Annotated in this window: 13 protein-coding genes; 9 read left to right on the top strand and 4 right to left on the bottom strand. The window is 71.2% G+C overall.

Going from position 1 to position 16,203, the window contains the following annotated elements; genetic code table 11:
* Positions 1-12 precede the first annotated feature (12 nt).
* The 5 genes from DB32_RS42900 to DB32_RS42880 all read left to right on the top strand — a co-directional run bounded on the left by DB32_RS42900 (position 13) and on the right by DB32_RS42880 (position 9,595).
* Positions 13-5,724, top strand: a complete 5,712-nt coding sequence (locus tag DB32_RS42900; RefSeq protein ID WP_053238451.1) for an ATP-binding protein — start codon at positions 13-15, stop codon at positions 5,722-5,724.
* Positions 5,721-6,107, top strand: a complete 387-nt coding sequence (locus DB32_RS42895; RefSeq protein WP_053238450.1) for a response regulator — start codon at positions 5,721-5,723, stop codon at positions 6,105-6,107. Before DB32_RS42900 ends, DB32_RS42895 begins: the two co-directional genes overlap by 4 nt.
* A 129-nt stretch (positions 6,108-6,236) precedes the next feature.
* Positions 6,237-8,189: a CASTOR/POLLUX-related putative ion channel gene (locus DB32_RS42890; protein ID WP_053238449.1), complete on the top strand. Its 1,953-nt coding sequence runs from the start codon at positions 6,237-6,239 to the stop codon at positions 8,187-8,189.
* 102 nt (positions 8,190-8,291) lie between these two features.
* A complete protein-coding gene (locus DB32_RS42885) occupies positions 8,292-9,002 on the top strand; it encodes an STAS domain-containing protein (protein ID WP_053238448.1) in 711 nt (236 codons plus the stop codon).
* Complete coding sequence (locus tag DB32_RS42880; RefSeq protein ID WP_157070365.1) at positions 8,999-9,595, top strand: hypothetical protein; 597 nt, start codon at positions 8,999-9,001, stop codon at positions 9,593-9,595. The genes DB32_RS42885 and DB32_RS42880 overlap by 4 nt, the downstream gene beginning before the upstream one ends.
* A 22-nt stretch (positions 9,596-9,617) precedes the next feature.
* On the opposite strand, the gene DB32_RS42875 is transcribed toward DB32_RS42880, so the two are convergent.
* Complete coding sequence (locus DB32_RS42875) at positions 9,618-10,517, bottom strand: LysR family transcriptional regulator (protein WP_053239159.1); 900 nt, start codon at positions 10,515-10,517, stop codon at positions 9,618-9,620.
* 81 nt (positions 10,518-10,598) lie between these two features.
* Between DB32_RS42875 and DB32_RS42870 the strand changes: the two genes are divergently transcribed.
* Complete coding sequence (locus tag DB32_RS42870) at positions 10,599-11,219, top strand: glutathione S-transferase family protein (RefSeq protein WP_053239158.1); 621 nt, start codon at positions 10,599-10,601, stop codon at positions 11,217-11,219.
* Positions 11,216-12,112: a pyridoxamine 5'-phosphate oxidase family protein gene (locus DB32_RS42865; protein ID WP_083458423.1), complete on the top strand. Its 897-nt coding sequence runs from the start codon at positions 11,216-11,218 to the stop codon at positions 12,110-12,112. Before DB32_RS42870 ends, DB32_RS42865 begins: the two co-directional genes overlap by 4 nt.
* Here the strand turns inward: DB32_RS42865 and DB32_RS42860 are convergent.
* The 3 genes from DB32_RS42860 to DB32_RS42850 are packed head-to-tail and all read right to left on the bottom strand — an operon-like array spanning position 12,103 to position 13,618.
* Positions 12,103-12,483, bottom strand: coding sequence for a VOC family protein (locus tag DB32_RS42860; RefSeq protein ID WP_053238446.1), 381 nt, complete (start codon positions 12,481-12,483; stop codon positions 12,103-12,105). The two genes, DB32_RS42865 and DB32_RS42860, sit on opposite strands and share 10 nt — an antisense overlap.
* Positions 12,480-13,265, bottom strand: a complete 786-nt coding sequence (locus DB32_RS42855; RefSeq protein WP_053238445.1) for a DUF6597 domain-containing transcriptional factor — start codon at positions 13,263-13,265, stop codon at positions 12,480-12,482. Before DB32_RS42855 ends, DB32_RS42860 begins: the two co-directional genes overlap by 4 nt.
* 17 nt (positions 13,266-13,282) lie before the next feature.
* Positions 13,283-13,618 carry a DUF2141 domain-containing protein gene (locus DB32_RS42850; RefSeq protein WP_053238444.1) on the bottom strand — a complete coding sequence of 112 codons (336 nt, stop codon included), beginning with the start codon at positions 13,616-13,618 and terminating at the stop codon, positions 13,283-13,285.
* A 77-nt stretch (positions 13,619-13,695) separates the two neighbouring features.
* On the opposite strand from DB32_RS42850, the gene DB32_RS42845 reads away from it, so the two are divergent.
* Together DB32_RS42845 and DB32_RS42840 are read left to right on the top strand one after the other, a co-directional pair.
* Positions 13,696-14,643 carry a matrixin family metalloprotease gene (locus tag DB32_RS42845; protein WP_053238443.1) on the top strand — a complete coding sequence of 316 codons (948 nt, stop codon included), beginning with the start codon at positions 13,696-13,698 and terminating at the stop codon, positions 14,641-14,643.
* A 72-nt stretch (positions 14,644-14,715) separates the two neighbouring features.
* Positions 14,716-16,203: an MFS transporter gene (locus tag DB32_RS42840; protein WP_053238442.1), complete on the top strand. Its 1,488-nt coding sequence runs from the start codon at positions 14,716-14,718 to the stop codon at positions 16,201-16,203.

Below are 16,203 nucleotides of genomic sequence, written 5' to 3'. Positions count from 1 at the left end.
GGGGAGCCGCATTTGCTGGACACCAGCACCCAGCCCGGACGCGTCGTGGTCGCCCGCGAGGCGAAGGACGTGTCGCTCGCGCGCATCGCGGCCTCGCGCATCGATCTCGGTCGCTTCCTGACGCTCGCGGTGAGGCTCGCGGACGCGCTCGACGCGCTGCACGGACGCGGCGTGATGCACCTGCGGCTCCACGCCGAAGACGTGCGCGTGCACGGCGGCGACGTGGTGGATCTCGGCACGCCCTTCCCGCCGCCGCCGCACCGCGGGCCGGTGGCGTGGCGCCCGTGGCCCTCGCGCCAGTGGCCGTATCTCTCGCCCGAGCAGACGGGGCGGCTCGCGGTCGAGATCGATCAGCGCAGCGATCTCTACTCGCTCGGGATCATCCTCTTCGAGCTCCTCACCGGGCGCCGCCCGTTCTCGGCCGCCGATCTTCCGGGCTGGATCCACGCACACGTCGCGATCCCCGCGCCGCCGCCGCACCTCTTGGTGCCGGCGGTGCCCGAGACGCTGTCGCGCATCGTGCTGCGCCTGCTCGCGAAGGCGCCCGAGGATCGCTATCAGAGCGCGTCCGGGCTGCAGCACGATCTGATGCGCTGCCTCGAGAGCCACCGGACGCGCGGCGTCGTCGAGGTGTTCGAGCCGGGGCGCGCGGATCGCCCTCCGCTCCCGCGCCTCACCGCGATGCTGCACGGGCGCGACGACGAGCTGCAGCGCATCTCGGCCGCGCTCGAGCGCACGTCGCTCGAGGAGCGCCCGCGCGTCGTGATCGTCTCGGGGCCCACCGGCTCGGGCAAGAGCGCGCTCGTCGATCGCGCGCGGCGCGTCGCGATGCTGCACGGCGCGCTCTTCGCGGCGGGCAAGTGCGACGCGGGCGCGGAGCGCGAGCCGCTGCGCGCCGCGTTCCAGGCGCTCGACGGATTGGTCGCCGCCGCGCTCGAGTCCAACGCGTGGACCCACGACGAGCTGCGTGCGCGCCTCGACGAGGCGCTCGGGCTCCACGCCCCGATGTTGGTCTCGCGCCTGCCCGATCTCGCGCAGCTCCTCGGCGAGCGCACCCCTCCCGCCGAGGCGCCCGCGCGCGAGGCCGAGCGCCGCTTCCTCGGCACGCTCGCGCGCTACCTCGGCGTGCTCGCCACCGAGGCCCATCCCCTCGTCCTGTTCCTCGACGATCTCCATTGGGCCGACGCCGGCACCCTCAAGGTCCTGGAGCACGTCGCGACCGCGCCCGAGGCTCACCACCTGCTGATCATCGCGGCGTACCGCACGATCGAGCGCGCCCCGACGAGCCCGGTGGAGTCGGTGGGCACGCGCCTGCGCGAGCGCGGCGTCGACACGATGTCGATCGCGCTGCGCCCGCTCTCGCAGGACGCGGTCGCGCGCTGGATCGGCGACGTGCTGCGGCGCAGGCCCGACGAGGTCGGCGAGCTCGCGGTCACGGTGCACGAGCGCACCGGCGGCAATCCGCTCTTCGTCGCGCAGTTCCTCGACTCGCTCTACGCCGAGAGCCTGATCCGCTACGACGACGCGAAGAAGGGCTGGCAGTGGGATCTCGATGCGATCCGCGCCAAGCCCTACTCCGACGACGTCGCGGATCTGATCGCCTCGCGCATCGCAACGCTCTCGCCGCGCACCCGCGACGTGCTGCGGCGCTTCGCGGTGCAGGGCGCGTCGGTCGATCTCGCGACCCTGTCGATCGTGCTGCGCTGCTCGGAGAGCGAGCTGCTCCCGCAGCTCGCGGAGGCGATCTCGGCGCGCCTCGTCGCGCGCATCGGCGACGAAGTGCGCTTCCTGCACGATCGCGTGCACCAGACGGCGTACGAGCTCACGCCGCACGCCGAGCGGCTCGCGCTGCACCTCGAGACCGGTCGCGCGCTGCTCGCGAAGACGCCGCCCGACAAGGTGGGCACGCGCATCTTCGAGATCGTGCGGCACTTCGATCTCGCGGCGCCGCTGCTGCGCGATCCCGAGGAGCGCGCGCAGGCCGCGTACCTCGATCTGCTCGCGGGGCGCACGGCGCGCGCGTCGAACGACGGGCGCGCGGCGATCGCGTTCCTGGTGCGCGGCATCGAGCTCCTCGGCGAGGATCCTTGGGAGCAGCGGTACGCGCTCGCGTTCGAGCTCCAGCTCTCGCTCGCGCGCTCGCGCTTCCTCATCGGCGAGCTCGGCGCGGCGGAGGAGCTCTGCGTCGCGCTCACGAAGCGCGCGCGGACGCGCGTCGATCTCGCGGCGGTGCACACGCTGCTCGCCGAGCCGCGCCTGGTGCGCGGCGCGATGGGCGAGGCCACCGCGACCTGCCTCGAGGGCCTGCGCGCCCTCGACGTGGATCTGCCGGCGCATCCGACCGATGGCGAGGTCGACGCCGAGTACGACGCGCTGCTCGAGGCGCTCGGTCCCGATCCGACGCGCGCGATCCTGTCGCTCTCGCGCGACGTGCCGGTGAGCGACGAGGCGCGCGCGACGCAGGAGCTGCTCGTCGCGCTGATCACGCCTGCGAGCTACCACGACTGGAACCTCGTCTGGCTCGCGGCCTGTCGCGGCCTCGCGGTGGCGATGCGCGAGGGCGTGACGTCGAGCTCGCTCGGCGCGTTCGCGGCGTTCGCGCTCGGCCTCGCGGTGCGGCGGCGGCGCTACGCGGACGCGTTCTCGATCGCCGAGGGCACGTACCGGATCGCGCAGCGGCCCGAGCACGCGATGCATCGCGCGCGGGCGAGCTTCGCGTTCACCGCGCTGATCTCGTACCTGCAGCTCCCGCTGCGGCGCTGCGTCGAGCTCATGCGGCGCGAGCTCGCGGCCGCGACGGTGAGCGGCGATCTCACCTACGCGAGCTTCCACGCCAAGCACATCGCGGACTTCCGCCTGGTCGCGGGAGATCCCCTCGACGAGATCGCAGCCGACGCGAGCGAGGCGCTCGAGCTCGCGGATCGCTCCGGCGCGCCTTCGGTCGTCACGTCGATGCGCAGCCGCCTGCGCATGATCGATCTCGTGCGCGGAGGCACCGCGGTCGTGCCGCGCGAGCCGCTGGTCGCGAGCGGGCGCGAGGTCGACCAGTTCCACCGCGTCTTCCACGAGCTCGTCGCCCGGTTCCTCCGTGGTGATCACGAGGGCGCGGCGATCGCCGGGGCGCGCGCGCGCGCACGGCTCGGCGCGGTGCTCGGCTTCGTGCTCGTGCCCGAGTGCCGCTTCTACGCCGCGCTCGCCGACACATCGATGCTGGACGGCCCCAAGGATCGCGAGCACGACGAGGAGCTCGGCGACGGCGATGGACCGACCCGCGTGCCGGTCGCGGTGCGCGAGGATCTCGACGTGCTCGAGGCGCTCGCGGGGAGCCAGGCCGAGACGTTCGGGCCGCGCGCCGCGCTGGTCGCGGCCGAGATCGCGCGCGTCGAAGGGCGCGAGCTCGACGCGGAGCGCGGCTACGAGGACGCCGTACGAGGCGCGCGTGCCGCCGGCATCCTCCACGTCGAGGCGATCGCGTGCGAGGTCGCCGCGCGCTTCCACCGGCGCCGAGGGCTCGACACGATCGCGGACGCGTACCTCGTGCAGGCCCACGATCTCTACGAGCTCTGGGGCGCGCGCGCGAAGGCGCACGCGCTCGCGATCACGATCCCCGCGCTCGCGCGGCGCGACGAGCGCATGCGCGAGTGCCCCGACGTCTCGGGCGTGCTCAAGGCGTCGCAGGCGGTCACCGGCGCGCTCCTGCTGCCCGACCTCCACGCGCGGCTCCTCGAGGTCGCGGTCGAGAGCGCGGGCGCGCAGCGCGGGTGCCTCGCGCTCGTGACGCCCGGCGGGCTGCTCCTCGCAGCGGCGCGTGGTCACGGCGCGAGCGCGTTCGGCGAGCTCGATCGACCGATCCGCGCCGCGAGCCTGCCGCTCTCGGTGTGCGACGCCGCGGTCCGCACCCGACGCGCGGTGATGATCTCCGACGCGTCGGGCCCGCACCGCTACACGTTCGACCCCTACTTCACCGCGGGGCAGCGGCGCAGCGTGCTGTGCCTGCCGATCCTCCGCGACGATCGCGCCACCGCGATCCTCTATCTCGAGAACGACCTCGTCCCCGGCGCGTTCTCGGCCTCGCAGCTCGCGGTGCTCGACGTGCTCGCGTCGCAGGCCGCGGTCTCGCTCGAGAACGCGCGGCTCTACTCCGGGCTGCGCCAGGAGAACGCGGAGCGCCGCGCCGCCGAGGCGCGCCTCCAGGAGCGCGAGGCGCTGCTGCACGCGATCTTCGACAACTCGACCGCGCTGATCACCGTCAAGGATCTCGACGGGCGCTTCACGCTCGCGAACCGCCGCTTCGCGGAGATGGTCGGGCTCGAGCCCGCGCAGGTCGTCGGCAAGACCGACGCGCACCTCTTCGCGGAGTCCGTCGCCGAGGCGATGCGCGCGCTCGATCGACGCGTGGTGCGCGAGGATCGCGTGCTCGAGTCCGACGACGTGATCCCCCACGCGGACGGCGTGCACCAGTACATCACCGAGCGCTGTCCGCTGCGCGACGAGAACGGCGCGATCACCGCGATCTGCACCATCTCGACCGACGTCACGTCGCGCCAGCGATCCCACGAGATGCTCCAGCGCTCGATGTCGCTCGTGGAAGCCGCGCTCGAGTCCACGGCCGACGGCATCCTCGTGGTCGACACCGAGGGGCGCATCGTGCGCTTCAACCGGCGCTTCATCTCCATGTGGCGGGTGCCCGAGGACGTCCTCACCGCGCGCGACGATCACCGCGCGCTGAAGCACGTGCACGATCAGCTCGTCGCGCCCGAGGAGTTCATGGCGCGGGTGCGCGAGCTCTACCGCAGCCCCGAGGCCAGCGGGCTCGAGACGATCCGCTTCAAGGACGGTCGCGTGTTCGAGCGCTACTCGCAGCCGCAGCGCCTCAACGGCGAGATCGTCGGGCGCGTGTGGAGCTTCCGCGACGTCACGCAGCGCGTGCAGGCGCAGGAGCAGCGCGACCGGCTCCTCGCCGAGGAGCAGCGCGCCCGCACCGCCGCCGAGGCCGCGGTGCGCATGCGCGACGAGTTCCTCTCGGTCGCGTCGCACGAGCTGCGCACGCCGCTCACGAGCCTCCAGCTCGCGGTGCAGAGCCTCGAGCTGCGCTTCCAGCTGTCCGGCATGGTCGAGCCCGACGCGCTCATGCGCGTGATCACCGTCAGCAAGCGCCAGATCCGGCGTCTCGCCTCGCTCGTGACGCTGCTGCTCGACGTCTCGCGGTTCCGCGAAGGGCGCCTGCAGCTCACGCTCGGCGAGGTGGATCTCCACACGGTGGTGAACGAGGTCGCGACACTCCTCGGCGACGAGCTCGCGCGCTCGGGCAGCTCGCTCCAGGTCTCGGCGGCGAGCGACATCGGAGGCCCGCCGGTGATCGGCCGCTGGGACGCGCTGCGGATCGAGCAGGTGGTCACGAACCTGATGACCAACGCGATCAAGTTCGGCCGCGGCGAGCCGATCGAGATCACGATCGAGCGCCAGGACGAGCGCGCGATCCTCAAGGTGCGCGACCGTGGCATCGGCATCCCGCGCGAGGTGAAGGAGCGGCTCTTCGCCCCGTTCCAGCGCGGTGTGTCGTCACGCCACTACGGCGGCCTCGGCCTCGGCCTGTTCATCACCCGTGTGATCGTCGAGGCGCACGGCGGGTGCATCTCGCTGGAGAGCGAGCCCGATCAGGGCGCCACGTTCACCGTCGAGCTGCCGCTCGCCGGTCCCCCTCGCGAGGAAACCTCCGAATGAGCCAGTGCAAGGTCTGCATCGTCGACGACGACGACGACATCCGCGAGGCCATGCGCCTCGCGCTCGAGCTCCACGGTCTCGAGGTGATCGAAGCGAGCGACGGCGAGGAGGCGCTCTCGCGCTTGCACGGATCGCACTGCGGGCTGGTGCTGCTCGACCTGATGATGCCCGGCATGAACGGCTGGGAGTTCCGCGCGAAGCAGCGCGCCGACCCCGAGCTGGCGAGCATCCCGGTGCTCGTGCTCTCGGGCGCGCGCGACGTGGAGAGCCACGCGCGCGAGCTCGGCGCATCGGCGTGGGTGCAGAAGCCGATCGAGCTCGACCACCTGATCGTCGAGGTGGATCGGCTCTGCAAGGACGGCCGCGCGGAGCGCGCTGGCTAACCGCCTCGGCGGGGAGGATCCCCGGCGATTCCGCGTACCTCGCTCACCATTCCTGGTGGCTGGAGTTTTCGCGCTGGACGCGAGGACGGGCCCTGGGGTGGGATCGACGGCGATCGGAGGCCGAGGGAGATGGCGATCGAGCGAGGGTTCCGGGCGAAGCTCCGCTACCGGGCGAACGAGTTCATCGGCGGAGGCGCCGGCAAGCAGCTGCTCTTCCTCGCGGTGTTGACCGCCGCGCTGGTGATCGGGTTCACGACCGTCGGCCTGGTGCTCGGGCTCGGGGTCGAGGACGGGTTCGCCGGCGGCTTCGTCGAGCGCGCGTACGAGGTCAGCTGGTTCTACTTCGGCCGCGTGATCGACTCGGGCACGTTCACCGGCGACAGCGGCATCGGCAACCGCGCGATCTCGACGGTCGCGTCGATCCTCGGCGTCATCGTCGCGGGCCTCCTGATCTCCGCGCTCGCCGGCAACTTCCAGCAGGCGCTCGAGGACATCCGCAAGACCGGCGCGCCGGTGATGGAGGACGGGCACTTCCTCGTGCTCGGCTGGAGCGAGAAGATCTACTCCGTCATCGATCAGCTCGCCGAGGCCTACGCGCCCAAGGGCCGCATCACCGTCGTCGTGATGGCCGAGCGCGACAAGGTCGAGATGGAGGAGAAGCTCTACGACAAGGTGCAGTACCAGCACCGCGTGAAGCTCGTCGTCCGCTCCGGCTCGAGCGTCGTGCTGAACGATCTCGCGAAGGTCAGCTTCGATCGCACGCAGGCGATCGTCGTGCTGGTCGACGACGCCGACGTCGACGATCCCGACAAGGCGGACGCGCGGATCATGAAGACGCTGATGGCGATCTTCAATCATCCCGACGCGCGCGGGCGCACCGACGGCCTGCGCGTGACCGCCGAGGTGATGCAGTCGCACAACCAGGAGCTCGCGATCATCGCGAGCAACCACCGCGCGCGCGTCGTGAAGACGAACGAGATGATCTCGAAGATCATCCTGCAGACGGCGCGCATCAGCGGCCTCTCGCTGGTCTACGACGAGCTGCTGCGCTTCGAGGGCAACGAGATCCACTTCAAGAAGATCCCGCCGGTGGTGGGGCGCCGGTTCGGCGACATCCTGCTCGACTTCCCGAACGGCATGGTCGTCGGCGTCGCGAAGGCGAACGGCTCGGGTCACACGCTGAACCCGCCGGCCGATCACGTGATCGGGCCCGACGAGGAGCTGCTGATCCTCGCAGAGGACGCGTCGGTCCAGCACAAGCCGTACGCCGGACCGCTCTCGCTCGCGTCGATGCCGGTGCTCCAGTCGAACGCGCAGAAGCGCGTCGAGCACATGCTCGTGCTCGGGTGGAACCCGAAGATCCACCCGATGATCAAGGAGTTCGACGACTACGTCGCGCCCGGCTCGACGCTGACGCTGGTGAACAACCTCCCGGAGGACGAGCGCGCCACCGAGATCGCCGAGAAGGTCGGCGAGGTGAGCACGGTGCAGCTGCGACACCTCGTCGGTCAGTTCACGAGCCGGCACCTGATGGATCAGCTCGGCCCGCAGAACTACCCGCTCGTGATGGTGCTCGGCGATCAGGTCGAGGGCACGAGCGCGGAGGACGCGGACACGCGCGCGATCATCGCGCTGCTCCTCCTGCGCGATGCGCGCCGTCGCTCGGGGCTCGCGCCGAACCAGCGCGTGTGCAGCGAGATCCTCGATCCCAAGAACCGCGAGCTCGCGGCGACCACGCAGATCAACGACATCGTGATCTCGAACGAGATGGTCTCGATGGTGCTCGCGCAGATCACGTACGAGCCGCGCGTGCAGGCGGTGCTCGAGGACCTGCTGCGCAGCGAGGGCAGCGAGGTCTACGTCAAGCCGATCGAGCTCTACGCGCCGCCCGGGCAGCCGGTGTCGATCGAGTACCTGATGCTCGCGGCCAAGGCGCGCGGCGAGCTGATGATGGGCGTCCAGATCTACGAGGACGCGCCCGAGAAGAAGTACGGGCTCGTGCTGAACCCCATGAATCGCCAGGCGCCGTTCATGCCGAAGCCGGGCGATCGCGTCGTGGTGCTGGCGGAGGAAGACGGCTGACCGTCTCCCACCCGCGATCACCGCAGGCGTAATTGTCTCCCTTGAAGGACGGGCGCCGATCGGGCACACCCGGATTCTCTCAACGGAGCTGTAACGCCTCACATGACGAATTCGAAATCCGCGGTGGTCGAGGTCCATGCCGACCGCATCGAGCGCATTCGCGACGTACTGGCCATGATCTCGCTCGGCGAGTTCGATCCCGCCGAGCACCTCATCCCGAGCGACTACGACGACGACTTCTCGTCGTTCGAGGAGACGATCAACCTCTTCGCGCGGCAGCTGCACGCGTCGGTGCGCGAGAGCGAAGCGGCGATGCAGAAGCTCGAGGGCGCGCGCGTCGAGCTCGAGGCGAAGCTCGCGACGATCGAGCGACAGCGCGTGGCGATCCGCGAGCTCTCGACGCCGGTCGTCGAGCTCTGGGAGGACATCATCACGCTGCCGGTGGTCGGCGAGCTCGACTCGCAGCGCGCGAAGGAGATGACCGATCGGCTGCTGCATCGCATCGCGGAAGGCGGCGCGCGCTGCGCGATCGTCGACGTGACGGGCGTCGCGGTGGTGGACACCGCGACCGCGTACCACTTGCTGCAGATGGTCGCGGCGACGCGGCTGCTCGGCACGTTCTGCGTGCTCACCGGGATCAGCCCGCGCGTGGCGGACACGCTCAGCCACGCGGGCGTCGAGCTCCGCGACGTGGTCACGCGCGGCACGCTCCGCGACGGGCTCGAGGAGTGCTTCGATCACCTGCGCGCGGGGAAGAACGGAACGGCGAAGAAGCGCGCGACGACGCAGCGCACGGCGAAGGAGCACGGATGATGGGCGAGCTCCAGATCGAACGTGCGACCGTGTCCGGCCGGAGCGTGCTCGCCATCGTGCAGGCGGTGCGCTCGTTCTCGGTCCTCGTCACCACGCTGCTCGACGTGATGCAGATCCAGACCCGCGACGCGAGCGGCGCGCTCGCGGTCGATCCCGAGGCCTGGTACCCGGTGCGCCACTACCTCGTGACGTACAAGAAGATCGACTCGCTGCTCGGCGGGCGCGGCCTCGAGAAGGTGGGCTCGCTGGTGCCGTCGAACGCGGTGTTCCCGCCGAACATCAAGGACGTGCGCGCGGCGCTCGCGTCGATCGACGTCGCGTACCACATGAACCACCAGCTCGACGGCAAGCCGATGTTCGATCCCGCGACCGGCGCGATGCTCGAGGGGATCGGGCACTACCGGTGCGAGGCCGTGCCGGGCAAGAACGAGGTGCGCCTCGTCTGCGACGACGCGTATCCGTGCCGCTTCGATCTCGGGCTGATCCGCGGCATGGCGCATCGCTTCGAGGCGGGCGCGACGGTGACGCACGACGCGCACGGGCCCTGTCGCACGAAGGGCGGAGCGAGCTGCACGTACATCGTGACGTGGTGAGCCGACGCGGGCGCTGACGTTCTCAGTCGGCGCCGAGCACGGCGCGCAGTCGGGTCGTCGCGAGGTCCACGAACGCGCGGACCTTCGCGGCGACCGCGCGCCCCTCGCGATGCACGACGTGCACGGGGATCGGCGGCGGCTCGTGGTCCTCGAGCACCACGCGCAGCCGCCCCGCGCGCAGCTCGGGCTCGACCTGGTACGAGAGCACGCGCGTGAGGCCACGACCGGCGAGCGCCGCGGCGATCGCGAGCTCCGCGCCGTTCACGATCAAGCGCGCGTGCGGCGTGATCACCTGGGTCTCGCCCTGCGACTCGAAGGTCCAGTCGCGCAGGGCGCCGCTGCCCGAGAACGCGATCAGCTCGCGATCCGCGAGCTCCGCGGGGCTGCGCGGCGCGCCGTGCGCCTCGAGGTACGCAGGCGAGGCGCACACCACGCGTCGCACCGTGCCGACGCGCACCGCGCGCATCGACGAGTCCGGCAGGTGCGCGATGCGAACGGCGACGTCGACGCCCTCCTCCGCGAGGTCGACGACGTGATCGACGAAGAGCGCGCGCACCGAGAGCAGCGGATGACGCTCGAGCAGCTCGAGCACGATCGGCGCGACGTGCAGCCGACCGAACGTCGCGGGCGCGGTCACCGCGAGCCGCCCGCGCGGCTCGGCGTGCAGTCCCGCGGCGATCGTCTCCGCGTCCTCGAGGTCGCGGAGGATGCGCTTGCAGTCCGCGAGGTACCGCTCGCCCGCGTCGGTGAGGCGCACCACGCGCGTCGTGCGATGCAGGAGGCGCGTGCCGATGCGCTCCTCGAGCGACGCGATCGCGCGCGTGACGGCGGGCGGCGACATCGCGAGTCGGCGCGCGGCAGACGCGAACCCACGCTCTTCCGCGACCGCGACGAACGCGCGCATGGCCTCGAGCCGATCCACGCGCGTCATTCCGCGGAGCGCAAGAGTGCGTTGTCAAGAGCGTCGTTCTCGCGCTGCGCGTCGCGCGCCATGGTGCGCGACATGACGAAGCCGCCGATCCGCCTCCATCGCCACGTGCTCTCGGGCCACTCGCACCGCGTCGAGCTCTTCTTGTCGTTGCTCGGGCTGCCCTCCGAGCTCGTCGACGTCGACATCACGAAGGGCGCGCACAAAGCGCCCGAGTTCCTGCGCAAGAACGCGTTCGGTCAACTGCCGGTCATCGAGGACGAGGACTTCGTGCTGCCCGACAGCAGCGCGATCCTCGTCTATCTCGCGAAGCGCTACGACACGAGCGGGCGGTGGCTGCCGAGCGACGCGCGCGATGCGGCCCAGGTGCAGCGCTGGCTCTCGGTCGCGGCGGGACAGCTGGTGCAGGGCCCGGCGGTCGCGCGGCTCGTGAAGGTGTTCCGCGTGCCGCGCGACGCCGACCAGGCGACGAGCGTCGCGAACCAGCTCTTCGGGGTGCTCGAGGCGCACCTCGCGTCGCGTCGCTTCTTCGTCGGCGATGGACCGACGATCGCGGACATCGCGCTCTACTCGTACACGCGACACGCGCCCGAGGGCGGCATCTCGCTCGAGCCGTACCCGAGCGTGCGCGCGTGGCTCGAGCGCATCGAGGCGCTGCCCGGCTTCGTCCCGATGAAGGCGAGCGCGGTCGCATGAGCGCGCCGCCGCCCGGCTGGTCGCGCGGCGAGTCGCCGTTCCACGCGGGGGAGCGCGCGGTGCAGGAGCGGCTCGGAGCGCGCGAGCGCGTCGAGCGCCAGGGGCGGCGTGTGATCCGCGACTTCATGCCGGATCAGCACCGCACGTTCTACGCGGAGCTGCCCTTCGTCGTGATCGGCAGCGTCGACGCGCAGCGACGGCCGTGGGCGTCGCTCGTGGTAGGCGCGCCCGGGTTCGCGCGCTCGCCCGATCCGCGCACGCTCGAGGTGCACGCGCGTGCGGCGCCCGGCGATCCGCTCGGGGATCACCTGCGCGTCGGTGCGCCGATCGGCCTGCTCGGGATCCAGCTCGAGACACGGCGGCGCAACCGCGTGAACGGCACGATCGTGCGCGCCGATGACGGCGGCTTCGCGCTCGAGGTCGGACAGAGCTTCGGCAACTGCCCGCAGTACATCCACGTGCGCACGCCGGGCTTCGTGAGCGCGCCGCCGCCGCGGGTGATGGCGCGAGATGCGACGCTCTCGCCGCGCGCGATCGAGCGCATCGAGCGCGCCGACACGCTCTTCATCGCCACCAGCACGAGCGAGGACGTCGACGTGTCGCATCGCGGCGGCGCGCCCGGCTTCGTGCGCGTGCGCGGCTCGGTGATCACGATCCCCGATTATCGCGGCAACGCGCACTTCAACACGCTGGGGAACATCGAGGTCCATCCGCGTGCGGGGCTCGTCGTCGTCGACTTCGAGACCGGCGCGCGCGTGATGATCACCGGCGATGCCGAGATCGTGTGGGACGGGCCCGAGGTCGACGCGCTCGAGGGCGCGGAGCGCGCGATCCGGATCCGCGTCACCGAGGTGATCGAGATGGCGTCGTCGTCGCTCGACGATCAGCCCTGATCGACGCGCTGCGCGAACACGATCACGTTCCCCGCGGGGTCGTTCGTGATCGTCTCGCGAGCGCCGTAGAACGTCGTGCGCTCCGCGACGACGACGTCCTCGTACCCTGCGAGCGCGCGCTGCACCTCGGCGAGCGACGCGACCTTCACGTAGAGCGCGGCGCGATAGTGCTCGGCCGGCGCGTCGGCGATGTCGTTCGCGACCGAGCGCTCCGACTGCAGCATCAGCTCGGCGCCGTCCTTCACGAGGATGACGAAGCCGATCGTGTCGCCCTCGGGCACCTCGACGGTCTTCGTGAATCCGAGCCGGTCGATCCAGAACGGCAGGCACGCTTCGATCGAGGGCACGATCAAGTTCGCAGTGATCTTCATGCGCGCTCCTCTGCCACGTCGAACGCGCTCGTGATTGGAGAAATGGAACCTCGCGCCCGGGCGATCGCGCCCGGCGTCATTCCCGCGATCGCGCCGAGCTCGTGCACCAGGTGCGCCTGGTCCGCGAAGCCGTGCTCGATCGCGAGCGCAGCATGATCGCGATCGCCGCGCGCGATCGCCGCCATCGCGCGCTGCGCACGCGCGATCCGCGCGAGCTCCTTGGGCCCGAGCCCGACCACGGCGCGCACTCGACGCGCGAGGTGCTGGCGAGAGATCCCGAGCTCCTCCGCGACCGCCGCGATGCGCGGCGCGCCCGGCGCGACCAGCCGCGCGATGGCCCGCGACGTGGTGCGATCGACCGCCGCAGAGGCGAGCACGCGCGACGCGACGAACGACTCGACGAGCGCCCGGCGCGCTTCGATGGTCGGCGAGCGCGTCAGCGCGTCGATCACGGGGCGGGCTTCGATCCCCAGCGCGTCGAGCTCGACGTGCGCGTCGGTGATCGTGTCGACCGGCGCATCGAGGAAGCGCGCCGCGCCTCCGGGACGAAAGCGCACCGCGACGATGTCGCGCGCCATCGCGGGCACCACGCGCGCGCTCGTCATCGCGCCGACCACGACGGCGCGCGGCCGCGTCCCGAGGTGGAACATCACGTCCACACATCCGTCGGGCAGCACGCGCGCTTCACGCCCGGCGCGCTCGCGCTTGGTCCACACGCGATCGATCACGCCGGCGAGCGCGGCGCGCGGGAGGTGCTCCTCGTAGGGCGCGTCGGCGCTCACGCCCGGAGCGTAGCCCGTCAGGGCGCGTGCAGCGTCTCGTGCGGCGTGAGCTCGACGTGCGTCTCGTCGCCCGACGCCTCGAACACCACGTCGGCGTAGGTCGGCACGCCCGCGTGATCGACGTCGTCCTCGCTGCGCACGAGGCTCGCCGCGTAGCGCCCGGGCCGCACGTCGCGGAACAGGATCTCCGCGGTTCCGCCGGCGATCGGCGCGGCCCCGACGTGGAGCGCGTGCTCGCGCGAGCGCTCCGCGGCGGAGTGCGGATCGAAGAGGGCGACGAGCGCGACGCCGCGCTCCCGACGCAGCCCGCGCACGTGGACCACCACGCTACCGATCGAGCCCGAGTCCGCCATCGGTCTGCGAGATGGGCCCCGCCGCGCCGGCGGCAACCCGGGTGTCGCACGATGCCGCAGCGACTACGATCGCGCCGATGCGCCTCGCGCCGATCGCGCTCGTGCTCCTGCTCGTCGTCGTGCCGGCGAGCGCGCGCGCGTGGTGCCAGATGGTCACCCCACGTCCGTGCGAGCGCGCGAGCGACTGCCTCACGGGCCAGGGCTGCACCGACTCCGGTCAGTGCGCGTGGATCGGCGCGCCGCTCGAGTGCGAGGTGCCCGACTTCGCGCGCACGTTCCCCATCGCGTGGCGACGTCGCTGCACCACGATGACGATCAGCGCGGCGAGCCCTTCGGGCGACCTCATGCGCCAGCACGTCGCCGCGATCCTCGAGCGCTCGATCGCGACGTGGGAAGCAGTGCGCTGCGAGGGCGGGGGCACGCCCGGGCTCGACGTCACGCTGCTCGACGAGCCCGACGAGTGCGTGCGCGCGTCGCACTCGAGCTCGGGCGGCAACGTCCACTCGCTGATCTTCGTCGACGAGGGGTGGGCCACCGAGCGCATGCACGATCCTCGCGCGTTCGCGGTCACGTCGGTGTGGTTCGGCGCGGGCGGCGAGATCTTCGACGCCGACATCGAGATGAACGAGGCGCTCGGTCCCTACGTCGAGTGCGATCCCGCGGGTTGCACGACGCCGGGCGTCGTCGATCTCGAGAGCACGCTGACGCACGAGCTCGGGCACTACTTCGGCCTCGCGCACTCGCCGCACGACCCGCTCGCGACGATGTGGTTCGACGCCGATCCGCGCGAGACCCACAAGCGCGATCTCGCCGAGGACGACGTCGCGGGCATCTGCACGATGTACCCGCCGGGCTCGCTGCCCGACGCGTGCAACCCCGACCCACGGGGCGGGCTCGACCTCGACTGTCGGACGGTGGAGAGCTGCAACTGCCGCGCGCCGGGCGTGCGCACCGCGCCGACACCGGCGCTCGTGCTCGCGCTGATGATCACGCTGCTCGCGATCGCCGCGCGACGACGCCGCTGATCGCGACGCACTTGCGTCGTCTCACACCGCGGAAACGCGGGCGCGAGCGGTCCGGTACGCTCGCCGGCCTCCATGACCGATCACGCGACCACCGATCCGCAGAAGAAGGGCCTCGGCTGGGCCTTCTGGATGCTCTGCACGATGGAGGGCTTCGAGCGCCTCGCCTACTACGGCCTGCGCGTCGTCATCGGCATCTACATCGCGCAGGTCGGCGAGCCCGGCGGCCTCGAGTGGACCCAGTCGGATCGCGCGACGATCTTCTTCTGGTGGGCGATCTTCCAGTCGTGGCTGCCCACGTTCACCGGCGGGATCGCGGATCGTTACGGCTACAAGAACACGATCTTCGTCTCGATCACGCTGAAGGTCGCGGGCTACCTGCTGATGGCGGTCTCGCGCGACTTCTGGCCGTTCTTCACGGGCGCGATGTTGCTCGCGACGGGCACCGCGCTCTTCAAGCCGGGCATCCAGGGCTCGCTCGCGCAGAACCTCACGAAGGACAACGGCTCGGTCGGCTGGGGCATCTTCTACTGGCTGGTCAACGTCGGCGCGATGATCGGCCCCGGCTTCGCGGGCTGGCTCAAGGACTTCGGCTGGGCGGCGGTGTTCTACGGCTGCGCGGGGATCGCGGCGCTCAACTACGGAATGCTCTTCACCTACAAGGAGCAGGCCTCGGGCGCCGACGTGAGCAAGCCGCTCGGCGAGGTGATGAAGGAGACCTTCGTCAACTTCTTCCAGGCGCGGCTGCTGCTCTTCCTGCTCTGCCTCAGCGGCTTCTGGCTGATGATGTATCAGCTGTGGGATTTCCATCCCTTCTTCATCACCGACTGGGTCGACAGCCGCGGCATCATCGCGGCGCTCCCGATCCCCGAGAGCTGGACCGTCGATCTCGGACGCGGCCGGCACATCGAGCAGGAGCACCTGCTCAACCTGAACGCGTTCCTGATCGTGCTGTTCGTCATCCCGATCAGCCGCGCGGTGAAGAAGCTGCGCACGCTGACCGCGATGCTCGGCGGGATGATCATCGCGACGCTCGGCATCCTCGCGTCGGGCCTCACGACGAGCGGCTGGATGCTGCTCCTCGGCATCCTCTTCTTCTCGCTCGGCGAGATGCTCACGGGCCCGAAGAAGACCGAGTACCTCGGCTACGTCGCGCCGCCGGGCAAGAAGGCGCTCTACCTCGGCTACGTGAACATCCCGGTCGGCATCGGACAGGCGCTCGGGGCGCAGCTCTCGGCGTGGCTCTACGCGCGGTGGGGCGAGAAGGCGATGCTCGCGCAGCGTTATCTCGCGGAGCACGACACCGAGCTGCTCGGGCGCGACGTGACGTGGAACGGCGATCCGCTGACGCTCGAGCAGGCGACGGGCGTCGCGCGCGCCGATGCGTTCCAGCGGCTCTGCGACGCGCTCCACCAGGACGGCGCGGCGGTCACCGAGCTGCTGTGGGCGACCTACGATCCGTGGGTCGTGTGGCTCCCGATCGCGGCGATCGGCGTGACGTCGGTCATCGGTCTCTACCTCTTCGCGCGCGCCGCGAAGAAGTGGGCCGACATGAACCACTGA

The organism is Sandaracinus amylolyticus (assembly GCF_000737325.1).
In the GTDB taxonomy this organism is placed as follows: domain Bacteria; phylum Myxococcota_A; class Polyangia; order Polyangiales; family Sandaracinaceae; genus Sandaracinus; species Sandaracinus amylolyticus.
This window is presented reverse-complemented; position numbering and strand designations above follow the sequence as displayed.